A 24,643-nucleotide genomic window follows, 5' to 3' on the forward strand; every position below is an offset into this window, starting at 1 on the left:
CATTGCCCCCTCGCCTGCACGGAGAATCAACCATGAAGGATGTCATCGTATTCACAGCCCGCCTGCTCCCTCCGATCCTGACCGGCACCCTCGCGGGTGCCGGCATCAGGTCGCTTCTTCACCTCCATGACCGGTACTGGCTGCTAGCGATGCTGGTCTGCGCCGGCCTGGCGCTCGTACTCCACCATTACGTTCGCGCGGCCCGCTGGCTGATGATAACCGGGACCGTTGCGATGCTGGTGCTTGCGATCGGTCAGTATTCTGTGCTGGGTGCAGGTCTGCTCAGCGCCGGAATCGTACTGTGGCTGGCATTGCTTGCCAGGAATGGGTACGGCAAGACCAGACAACCCTCCCAGCCGTCCGTACAACAGCCCGCCCCACGCTCAGGGGCGCCGCACGCACCTGGTCAAGCGACGCCCCAGCGGGCGTATTCCCTGGACGAGCGTGTACTGCGCGCCCGGTTCGCCTTTGACGCGATCACGGGCATGGCTGACACAAAGAACCGGCTGCTCAATGCGGCGCGCGACATCCTCGCCAACCCCGCGCAGGCGAGAAACGGCATCCTGCTCTCCGGCGAACCCGGCAATGGTAAAACGATGCTTGCTGAAGCACTCGCCGGCGAGTTGCGAATCCCCTTCTTCTCGATCTCCTACCAGGATATCGCCTCGAAGTGGGTCAATGAAACGCCTGAGCGCGTGAAGGCGGCCTTCGCGCAGGCCACCCGGTTAGGCCAGGCTGTTCTCCTGATTGACGAGGTCGACGGGTTCATCAAGTCGAGGCATGTCTCACACCACATGGATCGCGATCTGACGAACACCATGCTCACCGAGATCGTCCGCCTGCGCGGCACCCGGATTATCCTGGTCGCGGCCACCAACGATCTCGACTGGCTCGACGGCGCCGCTGTGCGCGAGGGTCGCTTCGACTTCAAGATCGAGGTGCCCCCGCCAGACGCGCCGGCACGTGAAGCGCTGCTTTCCCGTACTGTCTTCCAGGCGCTCGGACCCAACACGCTCGGCGCGCCTGTGCTCAGGAGTCTCGCGGCCCGCTGGGAAGGGTTCAGTGCGGCGCGTCTGATGGCCTTTGGACCTCAGCTTGCCGACATGCGGCGCGCAGGCGCATTCAGTGGGGTCGTTTCGTTCGAAATTGCCATGCAGGCCATGCGTCGCATCCAGGGATCGAGGGGGCACCTGCCGGAGAAGGTCAAGACGATCGAGGAAATCATCATGCCTGACGCATCTCGTCAAGATCTGCACGATCTTGCGTTCAAACTTCAGCACGTTTTCAACCTCGAAAAGCTGGGTGGAGACCTGCCACGAGGCCTGCTCTTTTACGGGCCGCCAGGTACAGGCAAGACGCAAGCCGCAATGTCTCTCGCGGCAGCCAGCGGTTACGCATTTCTGAAAACAACAGGGGCGGAACTGCTCTCCAATCCTTCATCATGGGACGAACTTATTCGAGATGCAAAAAGTCTTAGACCGGTTATCGCATTTATCGACGAGGCAGATGACGTGCTTGCCGATCGACGGATGTCAGGTGTGAGCGCAGTGGCTAACAAGGTCCTCACCGCCATCGACGGCGCTGATGGTCGCGTGCGGGACGTGCTGTACATCGCCGCGACGAATCACCCGGATTCACTCGACAGCGCCGCGATTCGAGGCGGCAGATTCGAGCAAAAAATTCGCTTCGATGTTCCAAGCGATGAGGCGCTCGCGACGTATGTACGCACGAAACTCCGGTTGCTCGCAGGCCGCGCATTTGGGGTGTCGCGCCATACAACGGAATACCTCGTGTCGGAACTTTTGGGATGCTCGATAGCTGACGCAGACTCTGTGCTACAACGTGCGATCGATAGTGCGGCGCTCAGGCATTTGCGTGAAGGTACCAAGACAATCACGGTGGTCGATATGCGCTCTGCGTTGCGTAGTACGTTCGATAATAAATAGCCATGTCTGAGTATTCTCTTGCCCGTCCGGGCCTGATTCGGAGCACGGGCTACTTCCGGACGAGCAGTCATTCGAATCACGGTAGTCGGTGCTGGGGTTGGTGGTGGAATGGACAGTCAATGCACCGGACCGCGGCGTCGGCAATCCGCACAGTGACCCGAGCGATTTTATAGAGATCTGCTCAGTGCTTGCCGACACCGCGACGCGATCGGAGAAAGTGCGTTGCTTCGTCTTACAGTCGATGCGAGCGCGATTCTAATAGTTTAGACGACGGCGAGCACCCGGCAGACGACTCTGCCATTCGTTCTTACCCAGTGTTGGATTTCCACTCGCTGGTGCCAAAGGTGCGATCACTTCTGTGTCACATACGGAGGGCGGCCGCGGTCGCTATCGGTGGCGTTCGAGCTTTTCAACACCGAAGCTGATTTCGCCCCCGGCACCATATTATTGATCGTCGCGCCCTGTGGCTTCGCGCCGCAAGTCCTTGTGCACATTCTCAACCCGCCTCTTTAAGCCGAATGCTCGCATACCCGATTTACGGGAGCGCGACTGTGCATTTGAGCCACCGAGAGTCCGTCCAAATAATAGGCATCGAATTGTTTTGCTGCCTCTCCCACCTGCCACGCCAGGCTCCAACTCGTTGATTTATGGATACCGGAACGCTGGCAGCGCGCGGCTGACTTGCAACGAACGCTTGCCACCGCAGAATTGAATCAACCGCTGTCTGCCCAGTTGCAAGCGCCCCCGCTCTGTAGCGGTTGGCCACATCGGCATTCCGTGCTGCTGCGCATTCGCGCGTTCCGGTGTCGCAATAGAGAAGAGCAAGGATCTATGAGAATCTCGAAGACAAAATCAAGGATGTTCGGCGCGCATCAAACGAGCGAGCACGTGCATGGACCGTTTCAATTTGGCCGCTATTCGTATCGCGAGTTGGAGAGGCAACAGGCAACTCGACGCGTGACGCTGGGTACCGTGGTCCTCGTCACCTGGCCGATGTGCGCAGGCACGATTCGACCGGTGCAAACCATTGATGCATTTCTCGTGGCCCTGCTCTACGTTGCCTATGCCACGGCCAGCTGGCTCGCCGTTGACCTGGTAAATCGGCCATTGCGTGCTCGACTCGCCATTACCACTCTCCTCGACCAGGCACTGGTCGTAGGGATACTTGCCGCCGCACCGCTTACCCTTCCAATGATGGGGGCAGTGTTTTGGTTTCTGATCGACTCGGCATGCCGGTTCGGCAAATCGACGTTGACATTGTCCTGTGCCTCCGCGGTCAGCGGCATACTCGTTCTGGCTCTGCTGAGTCCTTGGTGGATCGAGAACTGGTCAGTGGCATTGGGACTCGCACTCAGCGTATTGGTGACTTCATTTTACTTAGGTTTGCTGGGCGAGCGCGTCAGCCGTGTCATCGAACAACTCACTCACCAGGCCGGCACCGATCCTCTTACGGGCCTATGTAACCGCTTCGCGTTGAACAAAAGGCTCGAACAAGCCATCTTGGCAACGTCGACTTCTTCGACATCTGCGCTCATGTTGATCGACCTCGACGGCTTTAAGGAGGTCAACGATAGCTATGGTCATGCAGTGGGTGACGTGCTGCTTCAGACATTCGCGGGTCTACTCAAATCACGTATGCGCAGGGTCGATACTGTCGCCCGACTGGGCGGCGATGAATTTGTTGTGCTCGCTCGCGATATACAAGACAAAAACGCCGTGCTCGCAATTGCTGACGCTGTTCATTCGGCGCTCGCCGACATGACATCGATACAGGGTCAAACAGTGAAGGTGTCTGCAAGTATCGGCGCCTGCATGGTATCCGCCCCCACGGACATTGCAGCGCTGTTGGGCGCTGCGGACCACGCCATGTACCGGGCGAAAACGCTCGGCGCGGGGTGCACCGTTTTCAGCGACGAGAATCATTTCGCAAAAAGGTAAGTTTCTCCCGCTATCGAACCATCGATCAATCATGACAATCTAGAGAAATGCTTGCACGATGGCCCGGTGCTTGCCCCCGTAATGCCGCGGTTACCTGGTACTACAAGGCCAAGCGGAGAGAGTGCCTTTGCTTGGTCAGGCAATCCGTTGCTCGGAGTCTTGACTGGTTCACATCTAAGCGCGACCCACGAACTGTTTGTCGCCGATCTTCCGCGTCAAGCGCGGACAGTTCCTTTTTCCACCATGCCGTGGAATTTCCCGAGGGTGGTGTAGCGTTGGCAACGCTGGTGTATCACGCGGACATTTTCGAGATCACAAGGGCTTGAGAGAGCTCGGTTTTATGAGGCTGCCGCTTTCTTCTCCCCTACATCAGCCGATGCTCTTTGCGAGAGCTAACACGCGGGCTACTCGAGGACGGTACTTGTGCCCAAGGGAGGGAGTTGTCAATCAAATCAGAGCCATTTCAATGGTCAGAAGCGCTGGTGTCGCCGTTGCACTCGGATGCATCCGTAAGAAAGACCTGATGCAGTGGTGGCGACGGAGGGAACCATCTGCCAACCGTTAAGGCAATGCGCCGGGTATTGCGTGGCTGACTATGTTTGATTCAACTGGCGCACTTTCAGGCTGTCGACTCCGTGACCGGCCCGCAGTGGGTTCGACTTAATGGATGCCAGAGGGTCAGACAGTTAGTTGCATAAGTTGTCGACGACCCATCACTTACTATAAAACGGCTTCACGGCTTGAAAACGGCCGGCCCGTCTTGAGGGCGCGGGACCGCTGATGGATGCCCCACTTCGTGGCAATTGGTGCTTCAGGCGCCGAGGGTCTGGATGACATTCGACACTTGGCTCGCCAACTGGCCCGCCGGCGTCGATGCCGTCGTCTGCTCAGCCCACGCAACGCCGGCCAGCAGCTTCATCAGCGTCGACTTACTGGCGCCATTTTCACCGACTATCAAGTGAACCGTTCCCCGAGTGACTTCCAGACTCATTTCCCTAGGCGCGAATCGCTCCAGCATTGCGTTTCGAAGTGGGTTACGTACACGAGCGGCACCTGTTTCGAACCCCCGCGCCGTGCGAAAACGCTATCAGCATTGTCTCTAGGCTTATCGGGGCAGAGTTCGATTACCTTTGAGAATGGCATGCCATCGCGTAAAAACCGGAAAGCTCGCCGAAATCGTATAGCTTTGCGGCGCCATGACCGCGCAAGAATGTGTTACGCATCTCCCATGTCGCGGTTTTTGATCTTATTTTTCTACCGCCTGCCCGTCCACCCACCGGCGTTTCGAAGCGACGGTGACGAAAGAGATCAGGATGATGGGTAGGGTATCGAGTCGTGCTCGTGTCGGCTTCGACATCCATATCGCCAGCCTAAGCTGCAAGGCGAGAGGCGCGGGGACTGAATCCAGCGTCGAAAGGCATGGATCGAGGCACCCCTAGCCCTAGCCACGTGAGCGTGCCTGCGAGCGCAGCCACTACCCTCCCAATTGCTTATGCGAGACACCCGATGAGCTGGCAAGCCGTTGCGCCGAACATCTGATTTGCGAACATCGAGTTGGGTCCTGACTGTTTGCGCTTGCACGTCATTGCACTCAGCTTGAGCATTACATCGAAACGAGCGCTGCTCTGATAGCCCGCTCGGAGTGGCTTGCAAACGTCTCAATTCAGTTCGACGCGTGCTAACCGATTGCCCAGCTTCATGCCTTCGTGGCAGAGGCTGCGCGGTAGGTTAATTGGGGGGTGCGTTCAAGGCGCAGCTGAAGGTAGTCTCGGACAAAATAGCGAGCGAGTTCTTCCGCCCGTTGCACCGAACGCGCATTTTCCCGCTACCGTTCCGTGAATCGAGAAATTGCGCTTTCGTTGCCGATAGGTGACCTGCCCAGCACATTGCTCAAGGTGTTGGATTCCCGAGGTCGTCCGCGCGTGCGGCTTATACGGAGCATGGACCGTGTTAGTCTAATTCGTCTGTTGCACCAGGTAGCCTCAAAGCAATGGACCGTTTTTATTATGCGTATCGAGATCGTTTCGCCGGGGCGTTGATTGCATATTGTCGAAACTGCCGACCGTCCGCCACCACTTCGACACCGGCCAAACTATTTCAAGCGCACCCGCAAACGGTCCGCCATGCAAAGAAGCCCATGACTCGACTTATCGAATTTGCACCTGGCGTTTTATTCGCAGCCGATGTGTTGTCGGCGGACTGGTTTTATGTTGCGACGGGTCGCCCGATCCCCTTCAAAGCGGATAGTGAGCGAGATCGCGCCTCAGCTACCTCCGAAGTTCCGCAGAAGACCTCGGGCGCACCCCCGGAGCAACTGGACCTGCTGTAATCGGACTCTGCGGGTTCGGCGTTTCGGCGCTTGCAGTCCACGTGGTTCCGTCGGCTCATCCGAAGGTCGTTTAATTGTGGTGAATCACACGCCCATCGACAATCATGAAAGTTATTGGGGTTTCGTAAAAAGAAGCTCATCCCATACCACTGGTTGCGGCTCTGTGATCGACAAGTGCTTCGCATCAGGATGCGCCGGATTGACCAATGCATTGAATTCAGCGCGCGCGACCACTGATGGAACAATCAACACCGCGGTTCTGCCCTCCTCTATCCAGCGATCACCTACTGCTCGGGCGATCTTCGGGTCCGGGCCATCCCAGGCCCTGAGCAGATCATCCACATCAATCCGCTCGATCACAACGGAATTGGGAACCTCAGCTTGCACCCACACGTGATGACGCGGCACCTTGCCAATACGAGCGTGCACCAGCACTTCGAGCATGGCGCCTGCAAAGCTCAGTGCACCATAAATAACCGGACGACCGGGACTATTAAAACGGCCCCCGACCAGCATCGCCCCGGTGCCGCCCCACACCGGATGCCGGCTATCCGCCATTCTATAAATCTGCATCAGGCCAGCGCCTCAACTGCTGTCATGCAAGAGCTCACGCCGGCACCCCATAGAACAATTTCCAAAGCAGCTCTTCGACCCGCCGCGCGCCAAGTTCCGTCATCGCCACGTCGAGCGGCGTGCGACCATCGAGCAACGGATGCATCGTGTTCAAAAACGCGCGAGCGTCGTCTTCGTCGTCCCATACGTAGTTGGCTGTCGCAAAGATACGTGCGAGCCGCTCAGTCTTCTCCGACTCGTCTGGACTCAGCCGCTCGCGCCGACGCTTGAAAGTCGCTTCTGGCACGATGCGCGCGAGCAACGCCTTGCGTTCTTCAGGACTGCGCGTCGCGTGCTCAACCCCTTCGCGCAGCGCGGATTTAGGCAAGCCTTCGCGAACGCGATCGTCGAGTTCTGCGACCGAGTGCGGCACGGGGGTGAGCGCCATCACGGCGGCGATTTTCTCTGGGGAGACGAGAATCACGGCATATCTCCAAAAAATCATTTGATCCTGCATCATAGATCAAATGATACCGGAGCGGTTGCCATCAACGGCGAAGCAACTTTCGCGACACTTATTCGTATGAAGTCCGGTATTTTGGCAACAACGCCTGACGATCAGACGCTCAGTGCTTGTTGCCCGGGGAGAACTGTTTCACCGCCAGCGAGAGTTTGGTTGCACAGCAAACAGTAAGGGTTTATACTTAGTTCGTCTCCTCCATGTCTCCACTGATATGGATTGTGCCCGCCATCATGAGCGGGCTTTTTTTTGCCCGCAGTTGGTACAGCAGGCATCGCGTATGGCGATGATCCGTTTCGGATAACCAGTGCTTTAGGCTTAATTTGGACAAGCACGGGCGTGTGACGAGGACGATTAAGGCTGTAACAGGTTGTTTGACCGCGCCGTTGGTTCGTCCCCGACAGCGCTCGTTTTGCACCCTGTCTCGGCAAACAGCGGGTGCCCTTCGCACTCACCTCTTGCTGTCGTCTATGACGACCGCCAAAGCCAATCGAGCATCTTCGAGCTCCTGGACGGCGGCAGTTAGACGCGCAAGCTCCAGGGCGGAAGCTTGTCGCTCGCCTATGGCGGTGAAGCGCGCCTCTATGGCAGCAGACGCTGCCTGCACTTCGCGGGCTGCCTCGGCCACTCTTGCCAGCGCCGCAGCCTCGCGAGGATTTGAATTCTCCGCTTTCATGTTTGGATTGTGGATTGCATTGCCGCGGGTCCTCTGTTTCTCGCCTACCGCTGAAAGTCCGCCGCCTTCAGCATAATAGATGCTGTCGCCAGCCGGCGCGCCTTGCGTTCAGCGACAGCTACTATGCGCCGGCGTCCGTCATTGAAGATTTTGAGCATGCGTGCATCGTCCGCACCCGGTTGAAGCCAAAAGTGGTCTTGTAGTGATTCGCGTGAAACCGTGCATTTCACGATGCGACCCGCCGCGATGAGTTCGAAGGCGACCGCGAGTCCGCCGTCAACGACGGTAGCTTCTGTCGAATTGGTTACGTTCATTGCCATTCTCATGCGAACCGGTAATCCTCCAGCGCATGGCGACATACCTGAAGCATCCGTTGAACAACCGTACTGGCCGGGTTCAACTTCATGTCGCCCGTGAAGAGATCCTGAACGTCGGCTTGTTTTAATGCAATGCCCACGGCGCGCAGATCGCGCCGTGCAATTTGCAACGCTAACTGTCCAAGGCGGACTCGATCAAGCCACGGCAGACTTACCCGGTTGCGGGAAAGCCACGTCCGGCAGGAGATCACCACGTGTTGCACGCGCCAGTCACTGGTTAGAGCGTAGGTCGCCGCCGCCGTGGCGACGAGATAACACAGGAGGTCAGCGCGGGCGTCGGGCAAGAGGCTCATTTCACGAATTTTCATACGTCCACTTTTATAGTAAAACCCGAAAGGCACCAATCCAAGATTTGGCGCTTATTCGGCTACTGGTGATCACTTATACGTTGCATCGAAGCGGCTTTTCATGAGCCACGTCGCTTAACATCCCACGACAATTCGTCGGACCAGAAGTGCTGCAGATAACGCGAAACCAGCGATTCGGCACGACGCCATAGGAAAGACAGCGTGCAAGTTTATTCATATGGATGCCAACTTGTCGAAGCAAAAGTGGCAAATGACTGTTTCAATGACGCGCCCCGCCAACTGAAGTGCTCTGATTGCCCACGCGGCAACCGGGACGCTTCAAAAAAGCGTTCGGCGTATCATTTTAAAAATCGTGAAACCGCCTGCGTCCGCATTGCGAAGACACTCCTCTGCTCATATCGAACAACAACACACACGGAGATATATGACGCAGGCTTTAGTCACGTTCCATCTCAGTCATGGACCCAAAAACCGACCGAGCCTCGTCTTCTTGCCCGGCGCCCTCATTCCGCCAAACGCCATCGCGCCCGTCACTAGAATCGTTAAACTTCGAGCGGTCGGCGTGGGCTGGCTTGAGGGTGCCGGTCCGCACGACCTTCAGTCGGTTGCAGCGCGTGTAGCCATTCTATTAAGAGAGCTCGGACCAACCGTGTTGATAGGGCATTCGGTGGGCACACCGATCGCGGCGCTCGCCGCTGCAATCGATTTACGCTCGACGAAAAGAAACGTGGTTGGTCTCGTGCTGAGCAATAGCGGAGCTAACACAAAAGGACATGGTGATGTCGACTCAGTCATCGAGCGGGTCCTTCAGACATGGGGGCCGCCGCTGTGGAAAGCCATGACCGAACGCTCGCTTGGAAGCGTCTGCCCCACCGAGCTGGTGGACTCGTTTATGACGTATCCACGCCGCATTACTGCTGAAGCGACCGTCCAGAGCCTGCGCAGTTTGCAACAGACTGATCTTACAAGCATGCTCAGCGAACTATCATCCCTTCCCACTGCGGTGGTCCATGGAAATCGTGACCCAGCTCGCACCTTGTCCCATGCGCAAAGCCTGAGCGACGGCATTCCGGGCTCGAGACTTGGGGTGCTTGAGACGGGCCATACGTCGTGCGTCGAAGCACCCGACGAGTTCGCCGAGATAGTCCGCTCCGTCGTTGAACAGGGACTGGAAGCCAGCACCAGAAATGCAGATTAGCTGTTCGCCTGGCGGTATCAGAAACTGTATGCGCACGGCATTACAACTCCAGATCAATGAGCACCCTCCGCTCTCGCCGACTCGACCTCGCCCAGCTTCCCAGGCCATCTAGTCCTTTCCTATGCACAACACACGCCGGCGGCGTTACAAGCTTGCCTCAGAACAGAAAGCCCAATCTATTCAGCTGAACTTCAGAAACATCGGGGCGTGATCAATGCCATCCTGCCAAACATTGGCGACACCAATCTCGAGTTAGCCGTCGGCGACATTCGTTTGCAATCCAAGGCGAGCAACCTGAGCATGACCTCGAACGGCGGCTCATTCTGATCGTTTAAGCGCGGCGGCCCTGTCCGACTGAGTTCTGCTTCGGCGCGCGCAAGGCGCTGTGCCACTATCAGCGCCTCATTCTTGAAGCGCTGTGCCTTGACAAGACTGCATCCCGTTGCAGATAGCGTCTTCCTGCCAATTTTTAGTATTACTAAATTATTACCTACCGCTCGATCGCTAGTCGCATGCGGAACCGACTTACTTCTGATTGCGGTAACGGCATTGATAGTCACGTTTGTCTTGTCGATAGCGCTGGGCGGTAGTAAACGCGTCAGGCTTTCGAGGTTGAGCTCGCCCGCGGGACTCGGGACATTCCCCTCCTCCGTGTTTCTTTCCTCAGCGTGGCTTACGATCGTCTCCCAGCGGCCTAAGTTTTTTAACGGATATCAAATAGTCAAACCGTATTTGGTCGCCTGAAAATCAATGGTCCAGCCCAGGAATGAGAGATCGGCATCCTTAGATAGCGAAGTGCACGTCACGTCTCTTTCGACCGACCTCTATAACTATGATCAGACCGCACGGCTACGGTGTCTCCTGTAGGTGCGGTGTGCTCGCGTGAGTATGGTTTCTCGCTCGCCCGTCGCCTCTGTCGTCTCCTCTAGTCTGTGGACCAACGGCGGGCGGATATTGAAAACTTTCTCGATGGCGGACGGGCGCAGCAACCCGCTCCAGGGTTACTTCCCGAGACTATGCGACCAGCCATCAGTACGCGGCATTAGGTTGCGCGGCCACATCTTTTCGAACGCCAGCGCATGTGGCCCGAAGGAGCTGTTTCATGTCCGCGAGGCGTGCAGAAATAGCAACTGCCGGGGCCGGTTTGATGTTGAATCTAACACCATCCTTCGGATCGCTCTCTGCGCGACCGCTCACGCTGGCGACCGTAAGTACAGACGTGCATTTCTCGGCAAAGGCAGCGTCGCGTGAGGGTGAAGCGCTTACCAGGCGATCGGCTCTAAGTGCTGCAGCAAAATCCTGTTTCCAACCGGCTGCCGACACACGAGCGCGGGGCTCACGACAATCGCGAATGGCGATCTCGCTGCCATCCGCAGAAATCTCAAAGCGCCGGTTGATGGCTTCGTCGAAAAAGACTTGTCCAGCGTGGCGTGCTGCGAGATCGTCAACGGCTTTGATCTCATTCAATCGCGTGAGTCGTTCGTGAATCTTTGCGTGATGGGAGCGAAGTTGGTGACCAAAATCAACCGGCGATCGAAGCAGGGACCGGAGATAGCTGATGGGGCGTTTCGCCGCGCTTAGGTGTTCCCAGGTGACTTCGACCACTTCTGTCAAAAGCTTGCCGTGCTGCTTTGCTTCCCGCATGAGTTTGAAAACTAAAAATTTATGAAAACCCAAGTTCAGCAGACGTTGAAGGTCCGGCGGGAGCGTGCCTGGTTGTCTCTTTTGATTCTTAGGGAATAGATCCTTATATATACCTCCGTCTGCCACGGTGGCAGACGGGCGGATGAGCAAAGGATCCTGTTGGGCGTCAGTTTCTGAATTCGTTGGACTTTCGCTTGTGGATTTCGATGTTTCTGCCGAGGTCGGTGGATTTTTCTCTTCGACGAATCCCAGCAGCTCGGCTGCTTTTTCCGTGAGATGAATATAGGCACGTCCGAAGAGCCCAGCATCACCATGGCGTTTCTGGGGGGCTCGCACGATGAGGCCGACTTCGGCGAGATCATCAAGACTGCGGTAGAACGTGCGCATGGACTGCAGTGCGCGACCGGTGAGGAGTTCTCGACGGGCGAAGATAGCGGCGTACGGCTTTTGAGCGTCGACGGTACGGGCGAGTGCCGCGAGGAGGGCGCGTGAGCGTGAAGGGATGGCTGCAATGTGATTTGCGCGGTGCGCTGCCCGGAAGACTATCCAGGGCAGGTTGGAGCGGTCACACGCGAAGTCCTCGAACGCTTCATTGTCGAGGTTTGGAGAGTCTATTTCGAGCGGGGAAGGTCGATCGTCACCCTCGCCAGCAACGAAGCGTTGCGCGATAAGCATAGTCATGCGTCCATTTACAAAAAATGGAGGACAAACGCTTGACTGCCGATCGCTATCCGCTACACTTCGAGATGTGAGTCCTTACCCGATTTGCCGTCGGGGAAGTGAAGCAGCAGGGTGAGCAACAGCAAGCCCAATATTCAGAAGCCTTCGGCGCCAACCGAAGGCTTTTGTTTTTTCAGATCGGTTAAATCATCTCGATTCTCTTGGTCTAAACCGTAAGTGGTTGATTTGAAATGAGTCTCACCGTGAGACTATCGTTTAGTGCCTGAAAAATTTGCTAACACAGCGTGAATTGCTTCTTCGGCGGCAACTCGCGCCTCCTCGGAATGAAAGTCGATTCGAATCGTCTCTTTTGCCCCGACTACTTTGCAATAAACCTTCGCGCCCTGGCGAAATGTCACCGGCGCTGCTCGGGCCGGTTTGGCCGACACAACCTTGGTTTCCTTTGCTAGTCGAACCGCCGCATCTTGAGTAATGCTCCCCCCAACGAGGGCTTTGATCGCTTGCACTACTGCGTCGGATTTTCCTTCCCGCGAGAGGGAGGCTAGCGCCATCGCTGCCTTTCCACCTATACACGAAGGCTTTGTTTCGATGACCGCAAGCGCTTCTATAGGGAGGTCGCCAAACGACATCCAGCGGGAGACTGAACCTTCGTCCGCTCCGGACTCGCGAGCCAATTCTTTCTGTTGCTTTCCGGTTTGTTCCAGCAACTTTTTAAACCCCAAATACTTTTCATAATCGGTGAGATCGGGCTGAAAAAGATTGGCGTACAGCGCGCTCGCTTCGGTTGCTGTGTCATCCGGTTCCTTGAAGAAGACAGCTGGGATGCGCTCTCTGCCCAATTCACGGAAAATCGCGACACGGTTGTGACCAGAAACAATTTCGTACCCGCCCGAATCCCTTGCGCGAACTGTGATGGCTTGCACGAGTGCGTTTTGGCGGAGGTTTTCTCGAAGTTCTGAATACTGTTCGACTGTCAATCTGCGCCGACGTCCTTCAACTTCGTGCAGTTCTGATAGGGCCACTTCGCTAACACCCCCGTTCCGCAATTGTTCGCGCAACGCGTCATTCTCTTGAGCCATTACGCTTAGTTCACGTTCCTTCTCTGCGAGGAAGGGTAGCGATGACATGAGCTGGCCAGGCGCCGTCTTTGGACGGGCCGGTCCATCATCGGGTGTCTTGGGAACTCTTGGACTCGATCCAATCGTGGCAGATTTGGATGCCAACCTATCCTTAATGCTCATGCGGCCTCCGCATCTGATAGCCACAACGCAACCAATTCTTGGTCAATCAGCTCAGCCAGACGGTCATACGCCTCCCGGGCGCGCTGATACGTCTTCAGACTTCCTTCATATCTCGAAATGTCATAGACCGTGCCGAACTCAGCTGCCGCGCTTTGTGTCACCGTTGTAGTCGGGATTTCAACCGGCAGAACCAGACCTTCGTAGGTTTTGTTTATCCATTCCCTAACGATGTGGGTCGCAGCTTGGCTGTGATCCACTTTCGCAAGAAGGACATGAATGAAGTCAAAGCTCTTATCTAAGTGAGGGGCAACCTGCTTCATGCTCTCGGACAGATCGGACAGCAAACTCCAAAATTGTGTTGAAGATGCGTAGTCCAGCGCGCTTGGCGGCGTAGGCACAATCAAGCCGTCCGCAGCCATGAACGCATTTATGGTCATGTAGGACAAAGCTGGGGGCGTGTCGATAATGATCACGTCGTAGGTATCCAACAAAGATTCCATTCCTTTATTGAGCACATCCCAGAACTGGAACGAAGAATCCTTGGATTGCTTAAATGGAAGGAAAAATTCCGCACCAAATAACGCCGCGCTTGCTGGAATTAGGTCAATGCCGTCCCAGTAAGTCGACTGAACCGCGTATTCCAAATTATTGGCGTCGCCATAGATGAGTGGCAGGACCGTCTGTTCATCGGACACTTCACTATCTGCAAGGATCCCGTTCAGTGCAGACAGCGAGGCCTGCGGATCCAAGTCGATAATTAGAACTCGACGCCCAAAAAGGGAAAGTCCCTGCGCAAGAGTCATCGCGGTAGTAGTCTTGCTCACACCACCTTTGAAGTTTCCGATCGCAATTTTTTTCCCTTTAACTCCGGTCGGTCGTTTTGTAAACGGCGCAACCTTATCAATCCAGACACGTGCCTCGGCCAGCGAAAACTCCCGGCTACGACCGCTTCCATGCAAGGTGCCCTGCGGGAGTTCGGATTCCGCGCGGAGAAAATAATTAGCTCGTTGCCGGTCGATTCTGCAAAGAGTCCCAACTTGGGCAGTTGTGAAGACAGGCGGATTCTTTCTAGGGTGCGGGGCAAGCATGCTCTCGCGGACGTCGACCAACATGCCGCTAGCATTGTCCGCGATGGCTTTTATCGCAGACAATGGCATGCGTTTGGGCACGTGTTTTACTTGAGGTTTAATCGATACAATCGGCTTCTCCGCACGTGCTCGAGCAGCAGTCGTCATTCTCAACTCCGTGTCAAACTAGTCAGCCAAAAGTTATTCGCTGGAAGATTTAGTGAACGCTCAACGAAAAAAAACACGCTGAGCGTTTAATTTCCGAAAGCGTACTCAGTAAACTGACCATTCGCAAGTTAACTTTGCAGTTGGTGAAGGGCGCAAGAAGTACGGAACCACTGGCTCTCCACGCATTAATTGAGGTAACAGGTGAGGTTTCGGAAGCGTCTTGAGCGACGGGCTTTCGTATCACATGGACGGTTGAGCCGGATCGCTCTATGGACACGAGTGGGAAACCCGCATCGGCACGTAATAACAATGCGTTGTATTACTAAACGACGCAACTAACGGTCTCCCGCCAGGGCAACCGCGACAACCGAGTTTTCAACGTTCGGCGGCGGAAAAGGCCTACTACTTGTCATCAGAGAGCCGCGGAATTCGAGTACTGTATAAACATACAGCCTGCGAGGAAACCATGGAACAGTGGATACGGGTGCAAAATGAGCGCGACCGCAGCGTATTGAACTGGCTACGTGAACGCGTAGGGGATGCAGCGATTGCGGCGGCCGCGCGGGCATGCACCCTCGGCGACTCGAAACCGTATTTGTCCGCAGTCTGCCGGCAACTCGGCCTATCCGTTCCCAGGCTCACGAGTCAATGCGTGCGGACGGATGGAGTAGGGGAGCGACACTTGGCGGCGATGTACGAGATTTTGCGCGTGCGTTCGCCGAACGCGCACGCTGGCTGATGGTTTGAATTCGCTCTAGCGTGGTTTTAAGCATGTTCAGACCGGTTTTTGGCGGGACGGCGTTGTCTGATAATTGCATCAACAGTTTGCCGACCGGATTCTCGCGTGGGGGCAATCGAGGCGACCGGACCACGCTGATTTACGTGTTTTATCGCCAGGTCAGTGTGAAACTACTAGACATTATGGGCGTAATGTTCAGTAGACCGCCGACCAGCAGAACGGAGCGACCGGTCTCCGGCCATTTGGGCTGCGGCCCTTGGTCGCCGTCAGGATTCATTGAGGTGTGCGCAACAGTGCGTCCGCTCCCAGTATCGAAGCGCGTGGCGTCGTCGACTTTCGCTCGATCACCCGGCAGGACTTTGTGCGAGGGAGATCCGCAGTGCGCGTCAGGTCCGTGAAACAATTAACATCTAACTTGGGTGGCCGCAAAGCCATATCCAGTAAGGAATAAGGGCATTAAAAGCCGAAATGTTTCACGGTTCAAGGAAACATTTCGGGCCTCGGCGCGTTTTAACGGGGATTTTCTTCGATCACCGACGTCAATTCATCGATCTTCCAGGACGCTTGTATCAATTGAGTCTGAAAGCGTATCAACCACTACGTTACGAAATCAAACGCCGTTTCTCTCGCTGTCCCGCGTCATGCGGTCGTCGAATGGTGCACGGCATCATGAGGAATCTCCGGTACGCTCGCTACCGCGACCGCCTCGTGAGCGGTTTCCGGGAAACGCAAATCAGAACCGAAGAAAAAAGATGAGCCTGAGATTCATGGAACAGGCCGTTGTCATCGCACCGGCGATGTTGCGCGACGAGTTTCTGCCGGCGCGCTGCAATACCGCGATGTCATTTTGATTGGTCGCCACACTAGCTGCACTAGCGCAGGGATGGCAGCCTCAACCGGGCATCAGCACACTGCCCGGCATCACGCATCTAGTCGCCCGGACGTTGGAGCTCCGGTGCAGCCGCACACCAATATGCGGAATATGGCGGCTAGTCGCCGTCCATGACTCTTATGCAGAAGCAGGGCGCTGCCACTGTCATACCGGCGCTGCCTCGCACCAACGAGGTACGTCCGGTGCGGTATCCTCCGGACCCGACAGGTACATAGGCGTAGACCGAAATAAATCTGTCACAAGTTCGCTAGTAAATCTGTCAACTCGCCTAAATGCAGCACCGGCGGCGAGAAAAACCAAGAGAATTCAACAGGTTGTCGGACGCGAATCAAAAGTGTCACCGCCTCATGGCGCGTAAGTCGTCAGCCGGCGACCGTGGACGTTGCTCAGGACGAGGGACGTCCATATTGTCGTCCGAGCGAACACGCAATCGATGACTGATGGCAGCGCGGTCCCGCCTGCGCATTGCCGGGGTTGTCGAAAGTAGCGAAAGGCGCCCGTAGCTGAAGTGCGAGTGGCACGAGACGCATCGGAACGGTGCTTCGACGAGGCTGGTGTTGACGATGTAGGGCGTCTCTTCCCCACAGTGCAGGCATCGCGTTTCGAGCGATTGCCGATGCGCAGGACAACGGTCTTCATCGTTGAGTTGATACAGCACACTGTGGTAGCCATGTGCCGCGCACTGTCGGCAATACCCGTAGACCGCAGTAAAAGTGTCACAACTTCGGCAATAAAACTGTCACTTCGCGCGTTGGTCAGTCACTTTCGCAAAAAAAACGCGCCGGTTCAATGACTTGGCGCGAGCGAAGGAAAATCGTCACTGCCGCCGGTCCGCGAGCGTGTCACCGTGGAATCCGCTTGGGTCGCCTTCCTGCGCTGCGGAGCGCAAAAGCAAGCCTAGGGAAAGCATGAAGATCGTACTCTTTCTTTATGATTTTATGATACGTAATCCTGATCTATGGCCGCGGTGCAGCGGTGTGGCGGCATAGCAGGTGGGACCGCCTCCGGTACGAAAGGATGCGATGAATTGTACTGCCATCGGTGTACCAAAAGGGCATGGCCGAGGCGCTCGCTAGAACCTCCGTGTCGGCCCGCATCCCTTGCTGCGTAAGCGGTTCAGCTCCGGTAGTTGACCCGCTCCCTGCGACCGAATTCACAGGTTGAATATACCTCGGTCACTGGATAGAACCCCTTGCTTCGAGTTCAATCATATCTGATGCAAGGCATCGCTCTGGATTAGATTGAATTTATGTCGCATTCCTAACGGTATCTCCTTAATTGCAGTCTCATAACGCTACTCCTCGGCCCTCTACGGTTAAGCAAGAAGCCTACCAAGCGCGCGCCCATGCGGCAGGCACGGGTGACGGGCATCCGCCGGTCGAGATCGAGAATCATCCGCAAAATCATAGGGTTACGGCAAAAGGCACTAAGCACGATGCGAAGTGACAAAGTTAATACGGACTTATGCGAAGTGACAGTTTTACGTCGTTCCGACTGCAAGCAAAAGTGTCACCTCAGCGGCGCCTCGGCCCGATGCTTCGAGGTCCGGTCGGTGACACTTTTAATTCGGTCTACGGCGGGATCCATCAGAAATCGAAGCGCTCAGGCGTTCGGCTGACTTACGTAACGAAGCGAGGCAGCACAATTATCGTAGCGTCAGTCTTTGCCCGGGTCGACAACGCGTATCGGACGAGTCCCGATCCTCGCTCCCGTGACCTCGTCGACCGCCACCGCCCTGATCTCAGTTCCTGTTTCCGCATCGAGGAAGCGAACCAGCTTGCCGTCGCCACGGTATTGCCGCCCCCATGCACCGATCATGAAGAGCACCGGCAGGAAGTCTCGCCCGGCAGCCGTCAGAAGGTACTCCTCGCGCGGCGGGCGCTCAGAGTAGCGGCGTTTTTCTAGTAGTCCCTCCTCTGTCAGCGTTGCCAGTCGCCGGGTCAGCATGGTCGGTGCAATGCCCAAACTTTTGCGGAACTGGTCAAAGCGCGTGAGACCGGCATGGGCGTCGCGCAGGATAAGGATGCTCCACGCGTCGCCCGCGACACCTAGGCTGCGCGCGATCGGACACGGCTCATCGCAAAAATTCTTGTCGTCCATACTGTTTTGATAGTGACATGCTCTCGATTTGCCAGTATAGTCGATTTCAATTTGATAGTGACTGCAATCCCGTTACATGGAGCTTCGAATGGTCGACAGAAGGAATTTGGGTGTGGCCCTTGTTACGGGGGCATCTTCAGGCATTGGGCAAGCCACCGCACAGCGGCTCGCCGACGCAGGTTATACGGTCTTCGGCACCAGCAGACGGGCGGCCCTCACCGGCCCGCGATCCTTCGAGATGCTGACTCTCGACGTCACCAGCGATGAATCCGTCGCCGCCGTGGTCAACGAAGTCATACGACAGGCGGGTCGCATCGACGTGCTGGTGAATAACGCTGGTTTTGGTGTCGCTCCAGCCGGAGCCGAAGAAAGCTCGATCGAGCAGGCCCGATCGATCTTCGACACGAACTTCTTTGGAGTCGTCCGGATGACTCGCGCCGTCGTGCCCCACATGCGACATCAGCGCAGTGGTCGCATTGTCAACATCGGCTCGGTGCTCGGTTTCGTGCCGATGCCGTTCGGAGCGCTCTATGCCGCAACGAAGCATGCAATTGAAGGGTATTCCGAATCGCTCGACCATGAACTTCGCACCTGGGGCATCCGTGTCTCAGTCATTGAGCCGGCTTACACGAAGACGCCGTTCGACGCGAATTTTCTGGAACCCGATGCCAAGCTCGATGCATACCGCGAGGCTCGTGCGGTCGTCAGCAACCGTGTCAATGAGGTAATGGCAACCGCCACGGAGCCCCGCGTCGTGGCGGAGGTCGTGCTGAAGGCTGCAGTTGCGGCTCGTCCGAAACTCCGGTACCCAGCCGGCGCGCTCGCGAGTCGTCTGCAATTGCTGCGCAGATTCGCGCCGGCGGGCATGGTGGATGCCGCACTTCGGAAGGACCTGCGGCTCGACACGATACCGGCGTCGCGGTCTGGCAGTCCGGTCCCGCAAAAATAAAAGATCGCCATGAACGTCAACTTCCGCAATCTTGCAATCCTGTCTGCACCCGTTTTCTTCGCTTTGGGATTCGCCTGGATGCTTGCGCCGAGTTTCTTTCCGTCAAGGTGGGTGTCGAGTTTTCATATCCGGTCGGACTGATCGGTCGGCGCGGGGCTGCTCTGTATGTCGGCATCGGCGTTATGTTCTTCTCGGCGAGGAACGCCGAACCATCGTCCGCCCGTTCCGCTCTCGTTAAAGGTTTTGTTGTTGCTTGCTTAACTCTCGCGGGCCTGCGCGGGTCGCAGGCGGTGGCAATGAGCTCGGCTTGATACCGACGGCCTCACGCTAGAACAATTGATCGTCGAGCAACCTTAGATTTTTCCACTTCACCGCGCTGCGTCGCTCGATACCATCGGCGTGAAGCGAACGGATCATGACGCGCTCGCCCCGTGCCTCACCGAGCACCTCCGCAATTCGGTCGCCGTAACGCACCAGCGCCCCACGCTTGGGACGCGTCTTCAGCAGGAGGCGGGCGCAAGATCTGAAACGTTTGGTGGGCGGCATGGCTAAAAAGTGAACGCGGTCATTGGAAGGAAGACCGACCGTTAATCCGATTTGGGGGGACCAGCGGTGATACGCTTGTGCCGGCGATGAATTGACGTAGTTGTTTTTTAGCCTCCATCACTCGGTGCATCGGTGCTTCGCTCAGTTGCTGGTCGTGCAGCGCCAACAAGCGTTCGATCACGGGTGCGTCCTGCTCGCTGATCATCCACCGGGCGCTTTTCGCTGCGACGGCGAGGGCGTTCTCGAACGCCGCCTCTGCATGTTCGTAACACTCAAACGGCATATCACCAAAGCCCATGCGCTGAAGAAAGTAGGCCATGTACACCGAACGGACCAGTTCGTTGATCTGATGCCGATTCGCGCGGTCGCCGCGGCAGGCAGCCAATGCAAGATGATGGGCGAGCGACAACTCCCGTGCTGATGGCGCAGGCATCGGCAAAAGCGCCGACTTGCTCAGCGGTTTTCGGATGGCATCCGGGCGGGAGGGTTTTCGCTTTGTGCCTGTCATGCGCGTATCGAAGCAACGTTCAGAAAAAACCGCGACAGCCTGCTGTCGATGCCTGAGCGAGCCACAGGTCGTCGTTGGTGCCCGAGGCCAGAGTCGAACCGGCACGTGCTTTGAATGGCGATGATGAGTCCACTGCTCTAACCAAGCGTGAGCTAGACACCTTATTGCTAGCCGCATTTTAGCTCAATAGGGCCAGCGGTCAGCCGATGCGAAAGGACTGCGAGCAGCCTTTCAGGCGTCTGCGAGAGGCTTGAAAGCGGGTCGCGAGTCCGATGTTTCGCGTCAGTTCCGGAGCGCCAGACCATCGCTCCAACGCGTCCTCGCAAAGCCAACTTGTCGGGGGAGGTATCGGCCTGACCGAACGGTACCAAGTGAGAAGGACGGCGATAGGTCGTATCAAAAGCCGTAACTTCTCACATTCGGGTACCGTTTAGTAGATTCCTGCGCTGATCGACTGTTGCAAGACCGATATGGTTAAATTCCACTCAGGAATAGCACGGAAACTGACAGCCTTCACATGAGGCTAAACGTGCATCCCTTCGAATCAGCAGTCCTTCTCCTTGCCGCACTTATCGGCGGCATCATCAATGCAGTAGCTGGCGGAGGCAGTTTCGTCACGCTGCCCGCACTGCTTTTCTTCAGTCTCCCGCCGGCCGTCGCCAACGCGACTAGCGCCGTCGCTGCGTGGCCGGGTTTGATGACGGCCGCATATGGGTATCGGCGCCAGTTGTTGAGCAACCCCGCCAAGCTAATCCGCTATGCGGCGACGAGCCTTATCGGGGGTGTGAGCGGCGGCGCACTGCTTTTGTTGACCCCGAGCGCCGCCTTTGCCCGCGCGATCCCCGTGCTGATGTTCGTGGCGACGATCATGTACCTCGTTTCACCCCGCCTTTTGGCGCTCACACGCCGGCATAGTGACATGGCTCACGGGTCAGAAGAGCACGTCACACGTGGCACCGCCGTGATCCAGTTTTTCGCGAGTTTAATGGTCGGCTACTTTAATGCAGGGAGCGGCATCATCGTGATGGCGGGCCTGAGCCTTTGCGGGATACGGGAAACGCAATTGCTCAATGGCTTCAAGAATCTTCTGGGCGCTATTGCCGCGGGTGCATCGATTGCCGCGTTCGCAGTCGGTGGTCAGGTCGCGTGGGCCTCCGCGAGTCTCATGATGGTAGGTTCGTTGATCGGTGGTCTGGCGGGCGCTCGTGTCGCGCAGCGTATTGACGCGAAGATGCTGCGCATTCTGATCCTGGCATTCAGCTTCTGCATGACCGGGTATTTCTTTTGGAAGTTCTGGATTTGAATCGTTCCATTTCGTCGTTCTAATTTAATTGATAGAGGATTTTGCACATGAAATTCCTGGTCGCATTGGCCCTGCTGTTAGCGCAGTCCGTGGCATTTTCACAAACCCCGGCGTCGACGCTCACTCGCGTCATGCAGACAAACGTACTGCGGGTTTGCACCCCCGGTGACTACAAACCGTTCAGCTTCCAGCGTGCGCCTGGCGAGTTTGAAGGTCTGGATGTTGACTTGATGAGTTCACTCGCAACGGCGCTTAATGCCAAGCCACAGTTCGTGAAAACAACCTGGGCAAATTTGCTGCCCGATTTCGTCGCGGGTAAGTGTGATATCGCCGCGGGCGGAATCTCGGTTTCACTCGAGCGCGAAAAGCAGGCCTATTTCAGTGCACCCTATATGGTCAACGGAAAAACGCCGCTCACGCGGTGCGAGAACGTTGCCAAGTACCAGACCATCGAGGCTATCGACCAGCCGGCCGTACGTGTGATCGCAAATCCAGGCGGAAGCAATGAGCGATTTGCGCGAACGAAACTAAGCCACGCGCAACTAACACTGCATACCGACAACCTGACCATCTTCGACGAAGTCATCCAGGGGCGCGCAGACGTCTTTGTCACTGAGGCTGCGGAGGCGATCGTGCAGAGCAAGGCGCATACCGAGTTATGTGCGGTGAATCCCGACAAGCCCCTGCAGTATGCCGAGATGGGGTATCTGCTGCCAAATGGAGATGATGTGTTCAAACACTTTGTTGACCAGTGGCTGCATTTGAGCAAAGCCAGCGGTGAATATGGGCTGCTTAGCGCGAAATGGCTGGGTAAATAATGCTAACGGACTGATCACCCTGAGATCACGACCGATGGATTTGGGTCGAACTCGAAGGTTTATCATGGGACCTGGTTCGGCCTGAACGGACACTCGGCATCGCGGCGAAAATCGTTTTGCTGGCCTTCCGCAGAGCGATTCGAGCTTGCTGAGCCAAACCTTGACGGAGTGCTGCTCCCGAACCTAGAATTGAGACAGACCTGTCTCACCTCTAGGTGTCTTTATGTCATCCTCTCCCGTTGGCTCGGACAAGCGCCAACTCATCATCGAAACCGCCTACACGTTGTTCAAGCGTGCGGGCTTTCACGCCACAGGCATTGATCGAATCATCGCTGAAGCCGACGTGGCCAAGATGACGATGTATCGTCATTTCCCGAACAAGGACGGTCTGATCGTCGAGGTGCTGGAATATCGCGCCAAGCGGTTCGAACACCAGCTTGACCGCCTCATGGAAGAATCCACCAGCCCAAAACGGAAAATCGAGAAGATCTTCGGTTGGTACAAGCGCTGGTTTCGGAGCCCCGATTTCCACGGATGCCTGTTCGCGCACGCTCTGGCTGAATTCGGGGACCCCACGCATCCGGTGTTCCAGGTCGCCTTCAGGCAGAAGAACGACCTCAAGCGGCGGCTACGCCAAATCCTCGAAGGGGCTATGCCCGGCAATCAAGCCGAGAGCACTTCGGCGGCGCTATTGATGCTCATTGAAGGGGCAACTCTGATGGCTGAGATGGGGCAGGGAGATGCCGCCATTCGGAACGCCTGGAAGGCGGCCGCCACGATCATTGCTTCACCCGGAGTGCCGCGATGAGTCTGGCGGTCATCGGTCTAGCGCTCTTCGCGGCAATCATGCACGCGACATGGAATGCTTTTCTTCGCACAGGCGCCGATCGTCTGTGGTCCGTCACCGTCATGAGCTTTTCGAGTACGGTCGTGGCTGTCCCGTTTGCGATCTTCCACTTTCCGGCGCCTCACGCCTGGCCATATGTCGTCCTCTCGGCCTGCCTTCAGGTCACCTACAGCGTATTCCTTGTAGCGGCCTATCGATACGGAGAGTTAGGACAGGTCTATCCAATCATTCGTGGCAGTGTGCCGCTGCTCGTTACACTCGGCGGGTCCCTGATCGCCCACCAGCATCCCACAATTCAGCAGGCCATTGGCGTTACTCTCGTTGCGGTCGGAATCATGAGCCTTTCCTTGGGGAAAGCCCGAGCGCCAACCGCATCGATCCTGTTTGCTCTTGCGACGGGAGTCATCATCGCAAGCTACGCGACGGTCGATGCGATCGGCGTCCGACAGGCAGGAAGCAGTGGAAGTTACACCGCATGGGTTCTGGTGATCTACGGCGCTTTGCTGCCCGCCACCTTTGTCGCTTTTCGGGGGAAGCTCACCGTCGATTTTCGGGCAACGGAAACCTTGAAGGCGTTAGGTGGCGGGTTGTTCTCGCTCATATCCTACGGCGTCATAGTTGCGGCCTTCGCCCTGGGTCCAGCCGGTCCTATTACGGCGATCCGGGAAACGAGTGTCGTTTTCGCGGCATTGATCGGGTGGCTCTTTCTCAGGGAGACGCGGACGCCTCGGCGTATCGCGGCTTGCGTCGTTGTTGCGCTCGGGGCCATCAGCATCGGCTATCGTTCGTAGCCACGGTTAGACTCCGATTACTGCAGCGACCTTCGATTGGCGGCAATGCGGCGCACCGATGGTCGTCATCGATATCCTGTTGCGCAGCCGACGGCGTGGTCCACGTTCGGCCAGTTTGAGACGTTGGACAGCAGGCCATGAATTGGCGACAATCCTGATGCCTGCGAGAGCGAGAGACGTGTTTCGCCCGGCGGAATATCGTGTCAAGAATTCGTTTGCCCGCATTGAGTGCATTGCCAGCCATAAGAGCTCCGCATGCTGAACATTCTCGGAAAAGCATCGTCCATCAACGTCCGCAAAGTGCTCTGGGCATGTGCCGAGTTGCACATTCCCTTCGAGCGGGAGGACTGGGGCATGGGATTCAGACACACTGATACCCCCGAATTTCTATCGTTGAATCCCAATGGTCTTGTACCCGTCATCAAGGACGATGATTTTGTGCTTTGGGAGTCGAACTCGATCATCCGCTATCTGGCTTCGCGCTATGCTGGTTGAGGTGAAAGGC

The 24,643-nt window shown here is 56.6% G+C and carries 20 protein-coding genes and 1 pseudogene; 10 read left to right on the top strand and 11 right to left on the bottom strand.

The genetic code is table 11. From position 1 onward, the window contains the following. Window positions 1-32 precede the first annotated feature (32 nt). Window positions 33-1,946, top strand: a complete 1,914-nt coding sequence (locus FH08_RS49145; protein ID WP_035568924.1) for an AAA family ATPase — start codon at window positions 33-35, stop codon at window positions 1,944-1,946. An 858-nt stretch (window positions 1,947-2,804) separates the two neighbouring features. Continuing rightward, window positions 2,805-3,884, top strand: a complete 1,080-nt coding sequence (locus FH08_RS0145985; RefSeq protein ID WP_035568927.1) for a GGDEF domain-containing protein — start codon at window positions 2,805-2,807, stop codon at window positions 3,882-3,884. Window positions 3,885-4,695: 811 nt separating this feature from the next. Here FH08_RS0145985 and FH08_RS54105 read toward each other — a convergent pair. After that, complete coding sequence (locus FH08_RS54105; protein ID WP_031364826.1) at window positions 4,696-4,902, bottom strand: ATP-binding cassette domain-containing protein; 207 nt, start codon at window positions 4,900-4,902, stop codon at window positions 4,696-4,698. 1,119 nt (window positions 4,903-6,021) lie between these two features. Here FH08_RS54105 and FH08_RS0145995 point away from each other — a divergent pair. Beyond that, on the top strand, window positions 6,022-6,213 hold the full coding sequence (locus tag FH08_RS0145995; RefSeq protein ID WP_031364827.1) for a hypothetical protein: 192 nt from the start codon (window positions 6,022-6,024) through the stop codon (window positions 6,211-6,213). A 111-nt stretch (window positions 6,214-6,324) separates the two neighbouring features. On the opposite strand, the gene FH08_RS0146000 is transcribed toward FH08_RS0145995, so the two are convergent. The 5 genes from FH08_RS0146000 to FH08_RS0146020 all read right to left on the bottom strand — a co-directional run bounded on the left by FH08_RS0146000 (window position 6,325) and on the right by FH08_RS0146020 (window position 8,646). Continuing rightward, a complete protein-coding gene (locus FH08_RS0146000; RefSeq protein WP_031364828.1) occupies window positions 6,325-6,786 on the bottom strand; it encodes an RES family NAD+ phosphorylase in 462 nt (153 codons plus the stop codon). Window positions 6,787-6,820: 34 nt separating this feature from the next. Further along, window positions 6,821-7,249, bottom strand: a complete 429-nt coding sequence (locus FH08_RS0146005) for an antitoxin Xre/MbcA/ParS toxin-binding domain-containing protein (protein WP_031364829.1) — start codon at window positions 7,247-7,249, stop codon at window positions 6,821-6,823. A gap of 487 nt (window positions 7,250-7,736) precedes the next feature. After that, window positions 7,737-7,961: a hypothetical protein gene (locus FH08_RS53915; RefSeq protein ID WP_031364830.1), complete on the bottom strand. Its 225-nt coding sequence runs from the start codon at window positions 7,959-7,961 to the stop codon at window positions 7,737-7,739. 44 nt (window positions 7,962-8,005) lie between these two features. Further along, window positions 8,006-8,275, bottom strand: coding sequence for a DUF1488 family protein (locus FH08_RS49150; RefSeq protein ID WP_035569007.1), 270 nt, complete (start codon window positions 8,273-8,275; stop codon window positions 8,006-8,008). An 8-nt stretch (window positions 8,276-8,283) separates the two neighbouring features. Beyond that, entirely contained in the window at window positions 8,284-8,646 is a 363-nt protein-coding gene (locus FH08_RS0146020) for a hypothetical protein (RefSeq protein WP_031364832.1), read from the bottom strand. Between the two features lie 424 nt (window positions 8,647-9,070). Here FH08_RS0146020 and FH08_RS0146025 point away from each other — a divergent pair, with 424 nt between their 5' ends. Beyond that, window positions 9,071-9,844 (top strand): alpha/beta fold hydrolase, encoded by a 774-nt coding sequence (locus FH08_RS0146025; RefSeq protein ID WP_051889027.1) that lies wholly within the window; start codon window positions 9,071-9,073, stop codon window positions 9,842-9,844. A gap of 1,029 nt (window positions 9,845-10,873) precedes the next feature. On the opposite strand, the gene FH08_RS0146035 is transcribed toward FH08_RS0146025, so the two are convergent. The 4 genes from FH08_RS0146035 to FH08_RS0146060 form a co-directional block, all read right to left on the bottom strand. Then, entirely contained in the window at window positions 10,874-12,169 is a 1,296-nt protein-coding gene (locus FH08_RS0146035; protein WP_235210720.1) for a replication protein O, read from the bottom strand. 248 nt (window positions 12,170-12,417) lie between these two features. Then, window positions 12,418-13,296: a ParB/RepB/Spo0J family partition protein gene (locus tag FH08_RS49155; protein ID WP_235210721.1), complete on the bottom strand. Its 879-nt coding sequence runs from the start codon at window positions 13,294-13,296 to the stop codon at window positions 12,418-12,420. A 110-nt stretch (window positions 13,297-13,406) separates the two neighbouring features. Further along, window positions 13,407-14,645, bottom strand: a complete 1,239-nt coding sequence (locus FH08_RS0146045) for a ParA family protein (protein ID WP_081889836.1) — start codon at window positions 14,643-14,645, stop codon at window positions 13,407-13,409. Between the two features lie 3,287 nt (window positions 14,646-17,932). Then, the gene (locus FH08_RS0146060) at window positions 17,933-18,376 is read right to left on the bottom strand and encodes a winged helix-turn-helix transcriptional regulator (protein ID WP_031364838.1); all 444 of its coding nucleotides are present in this window, start codon (window positions 18,374-18,376) and stop codon (window positions 17,933-17,935) included. Window positions 18,377-18,464: 88 nt separating this feature from the next. Here FH08_RS0146060 and FH08_RS0146065 point away from each other — a divergent pair, with 88 nt between their 5' ends. Further along, on the top strand, window positions 18,465-19,325 hold the full coding sequence (locus FH08_RS0146065; RefSeq protein ID WP_031364839.1) for an oxidoreductase: 861 nt from the start codon (window positions 18,465-18,467) through the stop codon (window positions 19,323-19,325). 565 nt (window positions 19,326-19,890) lie between these two features. Here the strand turns inward: FH08_RS0146065 and FH08_RS0146075 are convergent. Continuing rightward, complete coding sequence (locus FH08_RS0146075; protein WP_235210722.1) at window positions 19,891-20,379, bottom strand: hypothetical protein; 489 nt, start codon at window positions 20,377-20,379, stop codon at window positions 19,891-19,893. 529 nt (window positions 20,380-20,908) lie between these two features. Between FH08_RS0146075 and FH08_RS0146080 the strand changes: the two genes are divergently transcribed. From FH08_RS0146080 to FH08_RS0146100, 5 genes and pseudogenes are all read left to right on the top strand, one after another. Beyond that, a complete protein-coding gene (locus tag FH08_RS0146080; protein ID WP_160172572.1) occupies window positions 20,909-21,682 on the top strand; it encodes a sulfite exporter TauE/SafE family protein in 774 nt (257 codons plus the stop codon). Window positions 21,683-21,729: 47 nt separating this feature from the next. Next, window positions 21,730-22,500, top strand: coding sequence for a transporter substrate-binding domain-containing protein (locus FH08_RS0146085; RefSeq protein ID WP_031364843.1), 771 nt, complete (start codon window positions 21,730-21,732; stop codon window positions 22,498-22,500). A gap of 223 nt (window positions 22,501-22,723) precedes the next feature. Beyond that, window positions 22,724-23,308 carry a TetR/AcrR family transcriptional regulator gene (locus FH08_RS0146090; protein ID WP_031364844.1) on the top strand — a complete coding sequence of 195 codons (585 nt, stop codon included), beginning with the start codon at window positions 22,724-22,726 and terminating at the stop codon, window positions 23,306-23,308. Next, on the top strand, window positions 23,305-24,138 hold the full coding sequence (locus tag FH08_RS0146095; protein ID WP_031364845.1) for an EamA family transporter: 834 nt from the start codon (window positions 23,305-23,307) through the stop codon (window positions 24,136-24,138). Before FH08_RS0146090 ends, FH08_RS0146095 begins: the two co-directional genes overlap by 4 nt. Window positions 24,139-24,393: 255 nt before the next feature. Further along, window positions 24,394-24,630 (top strand): annotated as a pseudogene (locus FH08_RS0146100) (glutathione S-transferase N-terminal domain-containing protein); the annotation flags it as partial. Between the last annotated feature and the right edge of the window lie 13 nt (window positions 24,631-24,643).

It is taken from the genome of Caballeronia sordidicola (genome assembly GCF_000729995.1).
Classification (GTDB): domain Bacteria; phylum Pseudomonadota; class Gammaproteobacteria; order Burkholderiales; family Burkholderiaceae; genus Caballeronia; species Caballeronia sordidicola_A.

What these genes read in the sequence shown, in the direction of transcription:
- FH08_RS49145 (WP_035568924.1), top strand. Translation starts at nt 33, where the DNA reads ATGAAGGATGTCATCGTATTCACAGCCCGCCTGCTCCCTCCGATCCTG.
- FH08_RS0145985 (WP_035568927.1), top strand. Translation starts at nt 2,805, where the DNA reads ATGTTCGGCGCGCATCAAACGAGCGAGCACGTGCATGGACCGTTTCAA.
- FH08_RS54105 (WP_031364826.1), bottom strand. Translation starts at nt 4,902, where the DNA reads ATGCTGGAGCGATTCGCGCCTAGGGAAATGAGTCTGGAAGTCACTCGG.
- FH08_RS0145995 (WP_031364827.1), top strand. Translation starts at nt 6,022, where the DNA reads ATGACTCGACTTATCGAATTTGCACCTGGCGTTTTATTCGCAGCCGAT.
- FH08_RS0146000 (WP_031364828.1), bottom strand. Translation starts at nt 6,786, where the DNA reads ATGCAGATTTATAGAATGGCGGATAGCCGGCATCCGGTGTGGGGCGGC.
- FH08_RS53915 (WP_031364830.1), bottom strand. Translation starts at nt 7,961, where the DNA reads ATGAAAGCGGAGAATTCAAATCCTCGCGAGGCTGCGGCGCTGGCAAGA.
- FH08_RS49150 (WP_035569007.1), bottom strand. Translation starts at nt 8,275, where the DNA reads ATGAACGTAACCAATTCGACAGAAGCTACCGTCGTTGACGGCGGACTC.
- FH08_RS0146020 (WP_031364832.1), bottom strand. Translation starts at nt 8,646, where the DNA reads ATGAAAATTCGTGAAATGAGCCTCTTGCCCGACGCCCGCGCTGACCTC.
- FH08_RS0146025 (WP_051889027.1), top strand. Translation starts at nt 9,071, where the DNA reads ATGACGCAGGCTTTAGTCACGTTCCATCTCAGTCATGGACCCAAAAAC.
- FH08_RS0146035 (WP_235210720.1), bottom strand. Translation starts at nt 12,169, where the DNA reads ATGACTATGCTTATCGCGCAACGCTTCGTTGCTGGCGAGGGTGACGAT.
- FH08_RS49155 (WP_235210721.1), bottom strand. Translation starts at nt 13,296, where the DNA reads ATGTCATCGCTACCCTTCCTCGCAGAGAAGGAACGTGAACTAAGCGTA.
- FH08_RS0146045 (WP_081889836.1), bottom strand. Translation starts at nt 14,645, where the DNA reads ATGACGACTGCTGCTCGAGCACGTGCGGAGAAGCCGATTGTATCGATT.
- FH08_RS0146060 (WP_031364838.1), bottom strand. Translation starts at nt 18,376, where the DNA reads ATGGACGACAAGAATTTTTGCGATGAGCCGTGTCCGATCGCGCGCAGC.
- FH08_RS0146065 (WP_031364839.1), top strand. Translation starts at nt 18,465, where the DNA reads ATGGTCGACAGAAGGAATTTGGGTGTGGCCCTTGTTACGGGGGCATCT.
- FH08_RS0146075 (WP_235210722.1), bottom strand. Translation starts at nt 20,379, where the DNA reads ATGACAGGCACAAAGCGAAAACCCTCCCGCCCGGATGCCATCCGAAAA.
- FH08_RS0146085 (WP_031364843.1), top strand. Translation starts at nt 21,730, where the DNA reads ATGAAATTCCTGGTCGCATTGGCCCTGCTGTTAGCGCAGTCCGTGGCA.
- FH08_RS0146090 (WP_031364844.1), top strand. Translation starts at nt 22,724, where the DNA reads ATGTCATCCTCTCCCGTTGGCTCGGACAAGCGCCAACTCATCATCGAA.
- FH08_RS0146095 (WP_031364845.1), top strand. Translation starts at nt 23,305, where the DNA reads ATGAGTCTGGCGGTCATCGGTCTAGCGCTCTTCGCGGCAATCATGCAC.